The organism is Polynucleobacter sp. MWH-Adler-W8 (assembly GCF_001889925.1).
Lineage (GTDB): Bacteria > Pseudomonadota > Gammaproteobacteria > Burkholderiales > Burkholderiaceae > Polynucleobacter.
In genome coordinates this window covers 20,849-35,860 of the sequence record NZ_LZFI01000001.1, presented here as the reverse complement: position 1 = coordinate 35,860, position 15,012 = coordinate 20,849, and the positions used below count along the sequence as shown (strand labels likewise).

General features: G+C 45.6%; 12 protein-coding genes and 1 pseudogene. 9 read left to right on the top strand and 4 right to left on the bottom strand.

Going from position 1 to position 15,012, the window contains the following annotated elements:
• Window positions 1-16: 16 nt before the first annotated feature.
• Window positions 17-1,018: pseudogene (mnmC, locus tag AOC28_RS11475) on the top strand (FAD-dependent 5-carboxymethylaminomethyl-2-thiouridine(34) oxidoreductase MnmC); the annotation flags it as partial.
• A 59-nt stretch (window positions 1,019-1,077) separates the two neighbouring features.
• On the opposite strand, the gene AOC28_RS00165 reads toward mnmC, so the two are convergent.
• Both AOC28_RS00165 and dprA read right to left on the bottom strand, forming a co-directional pair.
• Window positions 1,078-3,750 (bottom strand): DNA topoisomerase III, encoded by a 2,673-nt coding sequence (locus AOC28_RS00165; RefSeq protein ID WP_072582028.1) that lies wholly within the window; start codon window positions 3,748-3,750, stop codon window positions 1,078-1,080.
• Window positions 3,751-3,972: 222 nt separating this feature from the next.
• Window positions 3,973-4,647, bottom strand: a complete 675-nt coding sequence (gene dprA, locus AOC28_RS00160; protein WP_072582027.1) for a DNA-processing protein DprA — start codon at window positions 4,645-4,647, stop codon at window positions 3,973-3,975.
• Window positions 4,648-4,718: 71 nt separating this feature from the next.
• Between dprA and def the strand changes: the two genes are divergently transcribed.
• The 7 genes from def to AOC28_RS00125 are packed head-to-tail and all read left to right on the top strand — an operon-like array spanning window position 4,719 to window position 11,998.
• Window positions 4,719-5,234: a peptide deformylase gene (def, locus tag AOC28_RS00155; protein WP_072582117.1), complete on the top strand. Its 516-nt coding sequence runs from the start codon at window positions 4,719-4,721 to the stop codon at window positions 5,232-5,234.
• An 8-nt stretch (window positions 5,235-5,242) separates the two neighbouring features.
• Entirely contained in the window at window positions 5,243-6,241 is a 999-nt protein-coding gene (fmt, locus tag AOC28_RS00150) for a methionyl-tRNA formyltransferase (RefSeq protein ID WP_072582026.1), read from the top strand.
• Window positions 6,242-6,243: 2 nt separating this feature from the next.
• Window positions 6,244-7,110, top strand: a complete 867-nt coding sequence (htpX, locus tag AOC28_RS00145) for a zinc metalloprotease HtpX (RefSeq protein WP_072582025.1) — start codon at window positions 6,244-6,246, stop codon at window positions 7,108-7,110.
• 1 nt (window position 7,111) lies between these two features.
• Window positions 7,112-8,428: a 16S rRNA (cytosine(967)-C(5))-methyltransferase RsmB gene (rsmB, locus tag AOC28_RS00140; RefSeq protein ID WP_072582024.1), complete on the top strand. Its 1,317-nt coding sequence runs from the start codon at window positions 7,112-7,114 to the stop codon at window positions 8,426-8,428.
• Window positions 8,425-9,006 carry a DUF4390 domain-containing protein gene (locus AOC28_RS00135; RefSeq protein ID WP_072582023.1) on the top strand — a complete coding sequence of 194 codons (582 nt, stop codon included), beginning with the start codon at window positions 8,425-8,427 and terminating at the stop codon, window positions 9,004-9,006. The genes rsmB and AOC28_RS00135 overlap by 4 nt, the downstream gene beginning before the upstream one ends.
• Window positions 9,003-11,312 carry an ATP-binding protein gene (locus AOC28_RS00130; RefSeq protein ID WP_072582022.1) on the top strand — a complete coding sequence of 770 codons (2,310 nt, stop codon included), beginning with the start codon at window positions 9,003-9,005 and terminating at the stop codon, window positions 11,310-11,312. The genes AOC28_RS00135 and AOC28_RS00130 overlap by 4 nt, the downstream gene beginning before the upstream one ends.
• Window positions 11,313-11,314: 2 nt before the next feature.
• Entirely contained in the window at window positions 11,315-11,998 is a 684-nt protein-coding gene (locus AOC28_RS00125) for a response regulator (RefSeq protein WP_072582021.1), read from the top strand.
• A gap of 768 nt (window positions 11,999-12,766) precedes the next feature.
• Here AOC28_RS00125 and AOC28_RS11350 read toward each other — a convergent pair.
• A complete protein-coding gene (locus AOC28_RS11350; RefSeq protein WP_158009027.1) occupies window positions 12,767-12,910 on the bottom strand; it encodes a hypothetical protein in 144 nt (47 codons plus the stop codon).
• Window positions 12,907-13,347, bottom strand: a complete 441-nt coding sequence (locus AOC28_RS00115; protein WP_072582019.1) for a DUF6641 family protein — start codon at window positions 13,345-13,347, stop codon at window positions 12,907-12,909. The genes AOC28_RS11350 and AOC28_RS00115 overlap by 4 nt, the downstream gene beginning before the upstream one ends.
• 1,083 nt (window positions 13,348-14,430) lie before the next feature.
• Between AOC28_RS00115 and AOC28_RS00110 the strand changes: the two genes are divergently transcribed.
• Window positions 14,431-15,000, top strand: coding sequence for a site-specific integrase (locus tag AOC28_RS00110; protein WP_072582018.1), 570 nt, complete (start codon window positions 14,431-14,433; stop codon window positions 14,998-15,000).
• Window positions 15,001-15,012: the final 12 nt, after the last annotated feature.

The following is a 15,012-nucleotide window of genomic DNA, read 5'->3' as shown; positions in this document are numbered from 1 at the left end:
TCTTAGATTTATTTAAATGACCAAACCCCAACACCATGAAATAGTGGTGATTGGGGCAGGCATTTGTGGGGCAACCATTGCAAATGAGTTGCTTGAGCGTGGCAAAGCTGTTTGTATTATTGACACCGCTCCCTCCCCAGCCGCCGCCTGTTCAAGCCATGCTTATGCCATTGCACATCCGCATATTGGCAAAGGCGCCCCCCGTTTATTGCGTCTAACGCACCTTGCATTTCTGCTGGCCGAGGCGCGCTGGAAAAATGTGTGGCGGCAACATGGGATATTTCAGCCGACTAAAAAAGATAAAACCTTTGATCGCACTGCAACAAAAGAGCATCTGCGCTCATTGGATCTTGATGAAAATATAGCCATTGCCATGGATGCTCATGAGGCTAAACAGTTTTGTGGAATTGAACAAAGCGGTGTTTGGTTACCGCGCGGCGCTGGCTTAAATTTGCATGAAACAAGCAAAGAGTTATTACAAGAACATCAGCGATTAACTTGTATGTGGAATACGCGCATCGCGCGCTTAGAAAAGCTTGGCAATCAGTGGCATTTATTTGATGCCTCAAACAAGCTGATTGTGACTGCAAATCAAGTTGTAGTAGCCTGCGCCCTTGAAGCAAAAGATCTTATGAATAGTATCGGTATTCGTTTGCCCTTAAGGCCTGTGCGCGGTCAGTTGAGCATTTTCACGGTTCGGAAAGATGACCCTTGGATCAAAAAACTACCCCAGGTTGGCATCTCTGGAGATGGATATTGTTTGCCAGCCAAGCAACTTGATGATGGTAGCTATCAATGGATTGTTGGCTCTAGTTTTGATGAGGGTGAGGATGATCTTTCACCAAGAGAAATGAGTGATGACTTTAATCGTGAGCAAGCTAAGCGCTTAGTAGATTACGAAGAAGGCAATCTTTCTTCATTAATGAAGTCTGGAGAGTTTGTGGGAATTCGTTGTGTCGCCGGCGATCGTTTACCAATCATCGGCGCACTTGCTCAGCGCCCAGGAATATTTTTAGCTACTGCCTTGGGGTCGAGAGGAATTTTGTGGTCCGCTCTAGCGGCTAAGCTGATTACAGCTCAACTGCTAGAGGATGACTTTGCTTTGCTTGCGCGCTTAGGTTTTGCTGCAGACTTAGTCGCTGCACTTGCGCCCGCTCGTTTCTTTGCGGGAGCGGCGCCTTCGGCCTTAGGCGCTTTAGCCTCAAATTCAAAACCAATTTTGCCCGCGGAATCCAAGGCTAAATAGGCCTTAAAGCCACGCCCAGTGCGGTTCGACTTAAAGTTGGTTAAAAGATCTGTTTTGCCCTCTTTCAGCAATTTCTGAACCTGTTCTGGTGAGACCTCTTGTTGCAGCACTACTTTTCCGGTTTTGAAATCACATGATTTATTGGGGCCAGTATTGTTTTCGCAAACGTAACGCATGCCATCTTCATATACTGCGCCTGAACATTTTGGACAAACGCCTAGCGCCAGACGGCCCGTGAAATCGACGGCTTCAGCCTCATCATCTTGCGTGTTGCCAAAATCAAACTCAAGTTTGAAGCCCGCATTTGGATAATCTTTGTCATCCTCCGGAATTTCGCTTAATTTAATAATGGCTGCAAATGGGCGCCCCATTTTGCTGCGGAAGCCTTGCAGCGGTCCAATGGTTTTTTCACGCAACAACTCTTCAACTTCTGGATATTCAAATGCGCGTCCACCAGGCGTTTTGCTGATCGTAAAGCCGCACTTTTCACAGGCAAAACGACGATAGTTTTCTTTTACCGGACCCTTACAGTGTGGGCACGGCGTGGTCATGGTGGCATAGTCACCCGGAATGGTATCGCTGTCATATTCTTTGGCACGCTTGACGATACGCTGAGTCATTTGTGCGATCTCTTGCATGAAAGTATCGCGATTCATCTTGCCCTGCTCGATGAGAGAAAGTTTGTTCTCCCAGCTACCAGTGAGATCGGGGCGGGTTAACTCTTCAACATCTAAGCCGCGCAACAAGGTCATCAATTGGAATGCTTTTGCAGTTGGAATCAGCTCACGAGCTTCGCGCACCATGTATTTTTCAGCGAGCAGGCCTTCGATGATGGCAGCCCGAGTTGCTGGTGTACCCAATCCCTTTTCAGCCATCGCTTCGCGCATGTCTTCATCATCAACCCACTTACCCGCACTTTCCATTGCAGAAAGTAAGGTTGCTTCTGTATAGCGTGCTGGCGGCTTGGTTTTCAATGGCACCGCTGCAATAGATTCGGTTTGTACTGACTCACCTTCTTGGACGGGGACTAGTTCATCGTCTGCTTGATTGGATTTGCCATAAACCGTTAGCCAACCAGGGTTTACAAGCACACGACCTTCGGTTTTAAAGTGGTGTCCGGACGCCTCGGAAATACGTGTGGTCACGCGGAACTCTGCGGCAGGATAAAACACGGCTAAGAAGCGGCGCACAACCAAGTCGTAGAGCTTGGCTTCGGGCTCGCTTAAAGTTTTAGGTGTTTCTAATGTTGGGATGATTGCAAAGTGATCAGAAATTTTAGAGTTATCAAAAATTCGTTTGTTTGGCTTTACCCAACCATAGCCGGCTTTGGACTTAGGATCCTTTGGGTCACCCTTCAAAATTTGTTTAGCAAAAGCACGATAGTCTTGCGAATGCTCAGCAAGGTTCTCCATGGTTTGTTTAACGGTATCGAGGTAGTCTTCAGGAAGCGCTTTTGCGTCGGTACGTGGATAGGTTAATACTTTGTGGCGCTCATACAAAGCCTGTGCAAGACCTAATGTATTTTTTGCAGAGAATCCAAAACGCGCGTTTGCTTCACGTTGCAAGCTAGTTAAATCAAATAGCTGAGGAGCAAGCTGTGTAGCAGGCTTGGCTTCTTCCGTCACATTTGCTTTTTTGCCGCGGCATGCAGCCACAATACTTTGAGCTGCAGCCTCACTCCATAGGCGGTTCTCGCGTGCGTCGGGCTCGGCAGCATCCTTTTTGAATTTAGGGTCAAACCAGCGGCCTTCATACACGCCAGCAGCAGCGATAAATTCAGCCTTCACTTCCCAGTAATCTTTAGAGATGAACTTGCGAATGAGCTCTTCGCGCTCCACCACAATAGAAAGCGTTGGAGTCTGCACACGACCTACAGTCGTTAAGAAGAAGCCGCCGCTCTTGCTATTAAAGGCGGTCATTGCGCGCGTGCCATTAATGCCGACGAGCCAGTCTGCCTCTGAGCGACAACGAGCCGCATCAGCAAGAGGCTTCATATCTTCATCGCTGCGTAAATTGGTAAAACCTTCGCGAATGGCGGCTGGAGTCATCGATTGCAACCATAAGCGCTGAATAGATTGCGATGCTTTTGCGTGTTGCGCAATTAGGCGAAAAATTAATTCACCTTCACGCCCAGCGTCACAAGCATTAATGAGCGCAGTAACATCTTTGCGCTTAATGAGCTTTTGTAAAACCTTGAGGCGCGACTCAGTTTTTACAATCGGACGTAAATCAAAGTATGGCGGCACCACCGGTAAGTTGGCAAATGACCATTTGCCACGTTTTACGTCAAATTCTTCGGGGGCTGCAATTTCTAATAAATGGCCAACCGCGGAAGAGATTAGGAATTCATCGCTCTCAAAATAATCCTCATACTTTGTAAAGCCGCCCAAGGCCTTAGCAATGTCATTGGCAACAGAAGGCTTCTCTGCAATGATGAGCGCCTTAGGATGATCTCCGGCGCTAGCCTTTGGGCTGCTTTTTTTGGTAGTTGCTTTAGTTGCCACGCGTTATGCCTAAATTTGAGCTAGAAATGATGTTTTTTGGGTAAAACGGATGGCCAATTTAACCCAAAATCGGACTTAGCCAATTGAATACCCCTTTTTTATTATTAACCGATAAATTGGGAAAAGTCCAAAAACCGCTATTTTTGGCCAGTTTTGGGCGTGTCGACACTTCCGATTTTCAGATAAAAACCCCTCTTTAGGCTATTTAAATGGCATTTTTGCTTAAAAACAAAGCTCTTCAAGAACATCATCCGGCCTAAAGACTAGTTTTGCACCTTGCTGAATGAGTAGATGGCAACCGGTAGAATTTGCGTTGTGGATGGGCCCAGGGAGGGCAAAAACCTCTCTTCCAAGCTCTGCGGCCAGGCGAGCAGTGATGAGGGAGCCCGACTTTTCCGCCGCCTCTATAACAACGACACCAAGCGCTAAAGCGGCAATAATGCGATTTCTTCTAGGAAAGTGCCATGCCTTAGGCCCTGACCCCAGAGGGAGCTCAGACACCAATACTCCCTGCTCGCTGATGGCCCGAGATAGCTCGATATTTTGCCGGGGGTAGACGACATCTATGCCGGTTCCTAATATTGCCGCAGTGGAGTGATTGGGCCCAAGCTCAAGAGTGGCCTGATGTGCGGCACTGTCGACCCCACTTGCTAGGCCAGAAACGATCAAGGCCCCTGCTTTAGATAGTGCTTGAGCAAACAGGTGGGCATTTTTTAAGCCTGCAGGGCTGGCGTTTCTTGAGCCCACTATTGCCACCATTGGTCTCTTTAGAAGATGAATGTCCCCATATATATAAAGGCACTCTGGGGGATCATATAAATCATGGAGGCGACTTGGGTAATGATGGCTCTGACGATCGATTTGGAGAACGGCATTAGGCACTGGCGATGTTTGCATCAATCAATTTTGTTCTTTGGGGGAATTGCGGCAATCAGGACAGACTGATAGCTCTGTTGGATAATTCCTATATGGCTTTGTTATCCGTCCTTTGTTACCCAGACCCGCGCTTGCACAAGGTTGCTAAACCAGTGGAGCAAGTGGACGCTCGCATTAAAAAAATTGTCGCCGATATGGCAGACACTATGTATGAAGCTCCCGGTGTTGGCTTAGCTGCTACGCAGGTAGATATTCATGAGCGCATCGTGGTGATTGACGTGTCTGATGAACAAAACGAATTGATGGTTTTTATCAATCCAGAAATTGTTTGGGCAAGCTCTGAAACAAAATCTTGGCGCGAAGGCTGCTTATCTGTGCCCGAGTTTTATGACGAGGTTGAAAGACCATCCGAGATTCGAGTGAAAGCTGTGGATATTGACGGTAAAGAATTCGAAATAGAAGCTGATGGTTTATTAGCAGTTTGTTTGCAGCACGAGTTAGACCATTTACAAGGAAAAGTTTTTGTTGAGTATTTATCCATACTTAAAAGAACTCGTATCTCACAAAAAATGAAGAAGCGCGCAAAAGAATTAGTAGGTCAGCGCTAAGCGCCCGAATGAAAATCGTCTTTGCTGGAACTCCTGAGTTTGCTGCGCAAGCGATGCGTGCAATTTACGATGCTGGCCATGAAATTGTTTTGGCTTTAACGCAGCCCGATCGTCGTGCCGGCAGGGGCATGCACCTTCAGGCAAGCCCAGTTAAAGAGTTTGCTTTGCAGAAAAATATTCCCGTGCTCCAACCAGAGACATTGCGGCTCACTAGTTCCGATCCGCAAAAGCAGGCGCAAGCGGTGGCGGCCAATGAGCGCTTATCCACAATAGACTTTGACGCCATGGTGGTCGTGGCCTATGGCTTGATCTTGCCCCAAGAGATCTTGGATATTAGCGAGAGAGCAGGAAGATATGGCAGCTTTAATATTCACGCTTCTCTGTTGCCCCGTTGGCGTGGTGCAGCGCCAATTCAGCGAGCAATTGAATCAGGCGATGCCAAAACGGGCGTTTGCATTATGCAAATGGATGCTGGCTTAGATACCGGGGATACTGTTTTAGTCGCTGATATTGAAATTGCTCGCGATGAAACGAGCTCAAGCTTGCATGATCGCTTAGCAGAGCTTGGCGCAAAATTGATAGTGGATGTTTTAAATACTCTAGAGCAAGGTAAGGATTTATCTCGAGTACCTCAAGAAAAAGATGGCATTACTTACGCTGAAAAAATATTGAAGAGTGAGGCGGAGATCGATTGGGTTCTCAGCGCCAAAGAAATCGATCAACGTATTCGGGCCTTTAATCCCTTCCCGGGGGCAAGCAGCAACCTCAATGGGCTAGCCGTAAAGTTTTGGAATTCAAGACTTGCAGACCCTAAAGCTGTCAGCGCCACCGGTACTGTAGGCGAGGTCCTTGGGTTTGGTAATAAGGGTGCATTTATACAGTGTGGTGAAGGGGTGCTTGAGGTCTTAGAGATGCAAAAACCGGGCGGTAAAAAAATAGATGCCAAAACGTGCTTGCAGCCGATTGGTGCTGGTGAAAAATTGTTGCGCTTTCAAACAAAGGAGTAGAAATGTTTAATTTTGCAAAGACTGCTGTTTTGATGGCAGCAATTACTGCACTCTTTATTGTGGTTGGCGGTATGTTGGGTGGTCAACAGGGCATGTTGATGGCCTTGCTGCTGGCAGTTGGAATGAATTTTTTTAGCTATTGGTTTTCCGACACCATGGTGTTGAAGATGACCAATGCACAGCAGGTTGATGAAAGATCTGCCCCCCAGTTTTACGGACTCGTTAAAGAGTTGTCGGAGAAGGCCGGCTTGCCGATGCCTAAAGTATTTTTAATTAATGAAGACGCTCCTAATGCTTTCGCAACAGGGCGTAATCCAGACAATGCTTCGGTTGCCGCAACAACGGGCATTCTGAAAATTCTCTCAAATCGCGAACTACGGGGTGTGATGGCGCATGAGCTTGCCCACGTTCGCCATCGTGATATTTTGATTTCGACTATCGCTGCCACTATGGCGGGAGCCATTTCAGCATTAGCTAACTTTGCCATGTTCTTTGGTGGGCGCGGTTCTGAGGGCAGGCCCAACAATCCAATAGCCAGCTTGATGGTGGCAATTTTGGCCCCGATCGCAGCAAGCTTGATTCAAATGAGCATTTCTCGCGCAAGAGAATACGAGGCAGATCGCAGTGGTGCAGAAATAAGCGCTGATCCTGAGGCGCTAGCGCAGGCATTAGAAAAAATTCATAACTATGCACAAGGCATCCCGTTTCAAGCGGTTGAACAACATCCTGAAACAGCGCAGATGATGATTCTCAATCCCTTGAGTGCCGGCGGTCTTGCGCAACTATTTTCAACCCACCCACCAACTGAGGAGCGGGTGGCACGTTTAATGAGTATGGCTAAAAACGGGGTATATCCCGGAGCAAATTAATTTGACTGATCAAAAAATACCACGCAGTCTCCCGCTCTCTGAAGCAATCACGATTGCCGCACAAGCGGTAAGCGAGGTCATCAGCGGAAGATCGCTTACAGAAGTTCTGGATGAGCTAGAGGCCTATGAGCGCCCGATCGTGCAGAGCCTGAGTTTTGATGCACTTCGTAAATGGGTGCGTTCTCATGAATTCATTAAGCAATTTATTCCAAAGACTCCGCCTCCTGAAGTGGATCATTTGCTCAGCGTCGCGATTGCTTTATTTTTACAAGATCCAGCCGAGAGCAAGGGCTATCCAGCCCACACGATTGTGGATCAGGCAGTGAAAGCCTGTGGCGAATATGACGAAACCATGTATGCCAAAGGTTTGGTGAATGCGGTATTACGCAAGGTCAGCCTTGTAGTGCAACCGCCAGCGGACGAAAAGCATTTTCCGCCTGATCCAATTCCAATGTATGTCCCTGCTTGGTGGCGAGCAAACCTCAAGCGCAATTACTCCAAAGCATGGCAATCCATTTTGTTTCAACAAGCCAAGCGTGCGCCATTAATTTTGCGAGTAAACCAAAGGCAATATACGCGTGAGCAATATCAATCCTTATTATCTGAGGCCGGAATTTCATCAAAGCCAATAGATGAATTGGTTGGTGTTCAGTTGCCTTCCGCTCTCTTGTTGCCTGAAGCGGTTCCCGTATCGGACTTGCCAGGTTTTTATACTGGCGCTGTGTCTGTGCAAGATGCGGGCGCACAACTGGCCGCGATCTTATTAAATCCCCAGACCGGAGAGTTGGTGTTGGACGCCTGCGCAGCTCCCGGTGGAAAAACGGCGCATCTATTGGAGCTTGCAGATTGTTCGATGCGGGCTCTGGAGTTGGATGGCGAGCGCATTGGAAAAATTGGCGGCAACCTAGACCGCCTTCGTTTGCAATCTGACAAAGTCCGCGTGTTACGCGGCGATGCTTCCAAGGCGGCTTGGTGGGATGGTGTTCTTTTTGACAAGATTCTGCTTGATGCCCCCTGCTCAGCTTCTGGAATAGTGTCGCGACATCCTGATATTCCATTTTTAAGGCGCGAAGCAGATATCTGGGCTCTCCAAGAAAGGCAGCGTGCAATTCTGAATCAAGCGTGGAAGATGCTCAAAGCGGGAGGCACTCTTTTGTACGTCACTTGCTCGATATTCCCTAAGGAGGGCGAGGAGCAGACTGTTTGGTTTGCTGAGCAGCACTCCAATGCGGTACGATTAGCTGCTCCAGGCCAGATTTTGCCTGGTGAGCTAAATGACGGTTTTTACTATGCTTTGTTTAAGAAAAATGGGCCATGAGCCGAAGAATTAAACAATTCCTCTTTTTGTTCTTGATGTTGTTGGGTATTTTTTCAACAACCGTTAGCGCCGAAGGAATCAAGATCAAATCCTTTGAGTTGGAGAAGGTGGATAACGACTGGCTTCTCAATGCAGCTTTTCAGATCGAGTTATCTCCCGGACTAGAAGACGCAGTACAAAAAGGCGTCGTCCTCTATTTTCAAACGGAGTTTGATTTAATGCGATCGCGTTGGTATTGGTTTGATGAAAAGTCTGTGCTTGCGCAAAGGCAGACGCGCCTTTCTTATCAGCCGCTGACGCAGCAATACCGAATTGCTTCAGAGGGCTTCACTTTTTCTGCCCCAACTATGTCTGAGGCATTGCAAGCGGTGGGTAGCATTGGTGGATGGCGCGTCATTGAAGGCGCTCAACTAGATCCTGGTAAATCTTATACGGCAAGTATGCGTATGAGCTTGGATCTCAGTAGGCTACCAAAACCATTCCAAGTAAACGCACTCAATAACCGTGAATGGAATGTATCAAGCGATTGGTATCGCTTCCCTTTTTCTCCTAATGGCCCCAATTTAATTAAGCGATGAGATCGATAGCAGCCATGCTAGACCCAGGCTTTTTTACATCCAAGGCTTGGAGTAAAAAAATAATTCCGATCACGATTGGTGTGATCGGGGTCTTTGCTTTATTGCTTTTAGTTTTATTGGCGATTGCTTCATCTAACACAGAGTTTTTTGATAATTACTTCATTTGGCTCTATGCAGCCAATGTAGTAATTGGGATTTGCTTAACCCTAGTCATTTTGATTTTGGTGGCCGTTATCGCTGTGCGATGGTATCGAGGGCACTTTGGTACGCGTTTGATTGCAAAGTTGGCCATGATTTTTGCTTTAGTCGGAATTGTTCCAGGTTTAATTTTGTATGGCGTGTCATTGCAGTTTGTATCGCGCAGTATTGAGACCTGGTTTGACGTCAAGGTGGAGACAGCGCTGAACTCGGGTTTAGAGTTGGGGCGCGTAACTTTGCGAGTGGCCCAAGAGGAGATTTTGGGTGAGGGAAATTTCATTGCCGAGCAGATCGTCCAAATTCCAGCGGGCACCCCTGCCGAGCAGGTGGCTGCAGCGGTGATGAAAATTCGCAATCAATTTGGTATTCAGGAGGTTAGCCTCTTCAATATGCAGCGCAATTTGATCTTCACTAGTGAACTAAAACCTAAAAAATATTTTCCTGCACCTACTGCCGACGTGGTTGCAGAAGCATTTAGCAAGAAGGGCATGACCTTTTTAGATCAAATTGAAGTGGAAGGTGGTCAACGCGGCTATCGAGTCAGGGCAATCGTTCCCATCGTAAGAAAAAAATCTACGCATAACAAATTAGATTCTGGCAAGGACGCCGAAGACAAATACTTTTTACAATTAGTGCGCTATATACCAACCCCGTTAGCAAAAAATATTTTTGCTGTGGAGTCTGCTTATAGTGAATATCAAGAAAAAGCGCTGGGACGTACTGGCCTTCGTAAGATGTTTGTAGGCACATTAACGCTCACCCTTTTCTTTGCAGTCTTCGTGGCGATTACTTTGGCTCTGATGTTGGGTAGGCAGCTTGCCCGCCCTCTCCTAATGCTTCTGAGAGGCACCCAAGAGGTTGCGCAGGGAGATTTGTCACCAAAACCAGAACTTGATACTGGCGATGAGCTTGGCATGCTTACGCGGCAATTTAACGTCATGACTAGGCAGCTGTCTGACACCCGCACCTCTTTGCAGGAGTCCAAAGCATTTTTAGAGCGTGTATTGGGGAGTCTCACTGCAGGCGTATGTATTTTTGATAAAAACTACAACATTGTTTCTAGTAATGCAGGCGCAGACCGTATTTTTGGCCAGGACCTGACTCTGCTCGATGGAAAGCCCCTTGGCAGTAGCCCGGCTCTATTGGAGTTTGAGGGGGCTATTAAAGAGGGCTTTTCCACCATGAAGCTCGCAGTGTTGGGCGAAGGTGAGGCGGAGCAAAAGACTGCACAGACTAATGCGCCTGTGTGGCAAAAACAAATTCAACTACACACTACTAATGAATTTGAAAATGAATTAGGCGTGACTCTGTTCGTGCGTGGCACAGAACTGACTGGCGATTTACGCATGGTTGTTTTTGATGACATCACTGATGTGGTGAGCGCACAGAGATCTATCGCTTGGAGTGAGGTTGCTAGACGCCTTGCCCACGAAATTAAAAACCCTCTAACGCCCATTCAGCTTTCTGCAGAAAGATTACAGCATAAGCTTGCAGGCAAGTTGAGTCCAGAGCAAGAAGAGATGATTAATCGTAGTACTGAAACCATCATTGGCCAGGTGCAGGCCATGAAAGAGATGGTGAATGATTTTAGGGATTTTGCAAAGACGCCAACTCCACAGCTCAAACCAGTCTCCATTAATACACTCACCTCAGAAATTTTGGGACTTTATGAGGGGAGCCCACTTCGTACCCAGTTAGATCCTCATTGCCCAGATATCATGGGGGATCCCACACAACTAAGACAGGTAATCCATAACTTGTTACAAAATGCTCAAGATGCCACTCTTGAGGGGCCTCGCCCCAGCAGTCTCGTAGAGGTTAAGACAGAATTAGTCCCTTATGGCGAACACAATGGCATAGCGCAAAATGCTGTGCGATTAACGATAAGTGATAGTGGGGTTGGATTTCCAGCTAAGATATTGGCAAGAGCCTTCGAGCCTTACGTAACAACAAAGAGCAAAGGCACAGGTCTGGGTTTGGCAGTAGTTAAGAAAATCATTGATGATCACTCCGCCAAAATTGAAATTCGGAACCGTACGCAGGGTGAAGAAGTGGTTGGTGCGAAAGTGTCAATATTGTTTATGAATCTAGCAAAAGAGGCAGCATAAGCATGGCTAGTATTTTGGTTGTTGATGACGAGATGGGAATTCGTGAGCTTCTCAATGAGATTCTCACAGATGAAGGCCATACTGTTTACGCTGCAGAAAGCGCTGTTCAGGCGCGCACTATTCGCGAACAAATGCGCCCCGACTTAGTCTTGTTAGATATTTGGATGCCTGATACCGATGGCATTACATTATTAAAAGAATGGTCCAATACTGGCCAGCTCACGATGCCAGTAGTGATGATGTCCGGACATGCAACTATTGACACCGCTGTTGAAGCTACTCGAATTGGCGCCCTCAATTTTCTAGAAAAACCGATTGCCCTACAAAAGCTTTTAAAGACAGTCAGCAAAGCGCTGGAGAGCTCTCCTAAATATGTAGAGCCAGAACAGGTTAGAGCTGTTCAGTCGAGTGCTAGCTCCGTTATCGCACCAAAGCAAGCAACAACCGAGTTGGTTGCCCCACCTGCCGAGGGTGAGTACATTAGTGGAATTGCAAAAACGTACTTTGATCTCCCTTTGAGGGAGGCTAGAGATTTATTTGAGAAGGCGTATTTTGAGCATCAAATGCAAATCATGGGCGGTAGCATGACTAAGATTTCAGAGTACACAGGTCTAGAGCGAACCCATTTGTATCGCAAGTTAAAAGCCTTGGGAATAGATACATCGCGCAATAAGGGCGAAAGCTAGGCCCTCGCCCAACTAGCGCAAATACCGCTAAGCCCAGAAATCAAGGGGGCTAAGCAAATTTGAGGGCGCCCCAAGCCAATTCGTTATAATTCGAAGTCTTGGCCTGGTAGCTCAGTCGGTAGAGCAGAGGATTGAAAATACTCCTACGGTAGTCAAAAGCCCAATGTTTATATGCTTCGCAGGGCGATAGCAAAATGGTGCGTGACACGCTGTGTGACACAGTGACTCTAAAAAACTTACACAGTAAAAATATTTTGTAGCAAGCGTGGATGACAACGCACAAGATTGTTTTTTGTGCGGTGTGTTGTAAAAGTGTTTAAGTAAAAACAAAAACCCTGCGTTTACTTAAACCACCCACTGCTTATAAAAAGTATTTTTGCATAGCCTCTCATCCCCTCAATCATAAAAATAAAAATACATATAAAAACCACCAAAAACCCCACGATTCTGCGTCAAATCACACATTTAACATTTAGCAGTTAGTAGGGGGGTAGATTAAAACTGGTGGGGGTTAGGTTCTTAGCTGGCGTTAAAAACTGCGCGGCAATTTTTAGTGAGTACTCTTATAAATCTGTTGCTGTGCGTTAGTTAGAGTCTGCCTGTCCTTTTCAGCCCTATAAGCCTGCTTAGCATTATCTTTATTGCGCTTAAGGCTATACAGGCGGTACTGCTTAGGGTTCATTGGCTTAATGGGTTTTATGGTGGGGGTGTGGGCAAATTCATAAAAGCGCATACAAGTATTTAACCCAACCCCCACTAAAGCACTACTCATACTTCCGTATAGTTCAATACATTGCCCACACCATACATATGCTCACCTAACTGTTTTGCCGTGTAAGGATTCTCTGCATAAACAATAGTGTTGGCTGTTTGCGTTTGATTGATGCGCACCCACAGATTGTATTGCTTCATTTTGCAAATCCTTCACGCAGTTTTACTGAGGCATTTTCAATAGCAATATCAAGCTCACCAGCTTCCACTGCTGTTTTAATAATTTGTAATGTAGGCACCACTTCATTGCTACTTGCTATCTCAATAGCGTACTTGCCTTTTGCTAACTCCAATATTTTTGCGCCGTATCTAACAGCAATAGCTAACTTTCCATTGTCACCAACAAACACCCAACTCTTTAATCGCTTGTTTGTTTCAATCTGTTTGCGTACTCCACTTTCTTTATCTGTGTAGCTACGAAACTTGGGTACGGAAAACTTTGTTCCATTTTGCTCTGCTTTAGCTAACTCAATCTGTTCCCACAATCGTTTTGCTAACTTAGTCCTGCGCTGTACTACGCTTGGTACTTGTGTTGGCTTTTTAGTTGCCGTTAGTTTTAGTGTTGCTAATGTATTCATTTATTGCTCCTAATGTTTGTAAAAGAGGGGTTTTATAAAATGCAGGATTTTTACAAAATGAGTAGTAAAAAACCCTGCTTTTCCATAAACCTATATAAACATTAGCTTCACAGCCTATAAATGGACAACCAAAATTAGTGCTATTAAACACATTTGTCCAAAATAACCTAAAACCACCAAATAAAAAGCCAGTTTTTAATTTCTATTCTTATCACTCGTATAAATAAATGTGGCAAATAGAACAGAGGAAAGTTCTATGTGCCAACAATTACTACCGATAATGAGCAGTGACACTCAGTTGTTATGTCACCCTAAAACTGGACTAAGGGTCGCAGGGATGGAATTTCTGTGCGGTAGCAGAGACTTGTATTCACTATCCTTAACAGGACGCTATTAGCTTTGCTAACTAATTGAATCAAGTATATGAATAGCACAAAGACGACAGCTAATATAGCTGTGAGCGTCACGAGCAAGCTCTGCTTACACAGCAACTTGCAAACAAGACAAAGGTAGCCACTTATTGCTTTTGTCATTGTTGCGTTTTAAGCCGCACATAAAAGGAGATAGCGAAACCGCCCTTACCAATTTGGTTGTGCCTATAGTGGTGTAGTAAAGAACTCAGCGAAAGAATCTTTTACTACTACTGAGCCTGTTGCTTAAGGCTCAGTGTAGGTTGAATCTAGCGAAAGTCTTAATAACAATTATCAAATCAATATATGAAAAGAAAGAAATGTGTGAGCAGAAGCGATAGCGAATGCGATACACAAGCGAACTGCGTTCGCTTATATACAACCAACTTAATTACAAACAACTAAGCAATACATCAAATCATTCGCATAAAGCGCAATCTCGTCTAAGTGAATACCCAAGCTACAGATCGCTTAAATAACAGCGTGTAGGGCTTGCTTTAACTGTGGCTTATTGACTACAGCGTAATAAGAAAATTAACAAATTCTTATAACAGCCTACTCTGACTTTGTAAGTCATTGATTATTGGAAACTCTTTTTCTATCAATTTTCGGTAGGAATTTTGCTAATAAGAAAACATACTAATAACAACAAATTCTTTTATGGGGGCAGGAAATGGCACAAGCAAAAACATTAAATCAGTCGGAAATTGATATGGTATTGCGCTACATAAGCACTAAACAGAAATACAGCACTAGAAATAGGGCAATGCTACTTACAAGTTATTGGAGTGGAATGCGTGTGGGGGAGATTGCCGCACTAAGAATATGTGATGTACGGAATGAAGATGGAACAGTTAAAAGTGAAATACGCTTATCCGCAAATCAAACAAAGGGGAATAAAGGAAGGGTTGTATTTGTAAATGAGAAGCTACGAACGGAGTTAGCTACTTACTTAAAGCATTACTCACCTAAGGAAACATCGCTACCTTTGTTTGCTACAGAAAAATCAAAAGGCTTCTCTGCTAATACATTAACACAGTGGTTCTTTTGGTTATATCGTAAAGCAGGAGTTGGTGGTGCTTCATCCCATAGTGGCAGGCGCACTTACGCTACAGGCATAGCAAGCAATGGAACAAGTCTGCGTGTTCTTATGCGCTTAATGGGACATAAGTCTATATCTACAACAGCCATTTATGTGGATGCTAACGACGATATGCTTCGCAAAGCAGTGGAGTTAGTTTAATTTATATAGAAA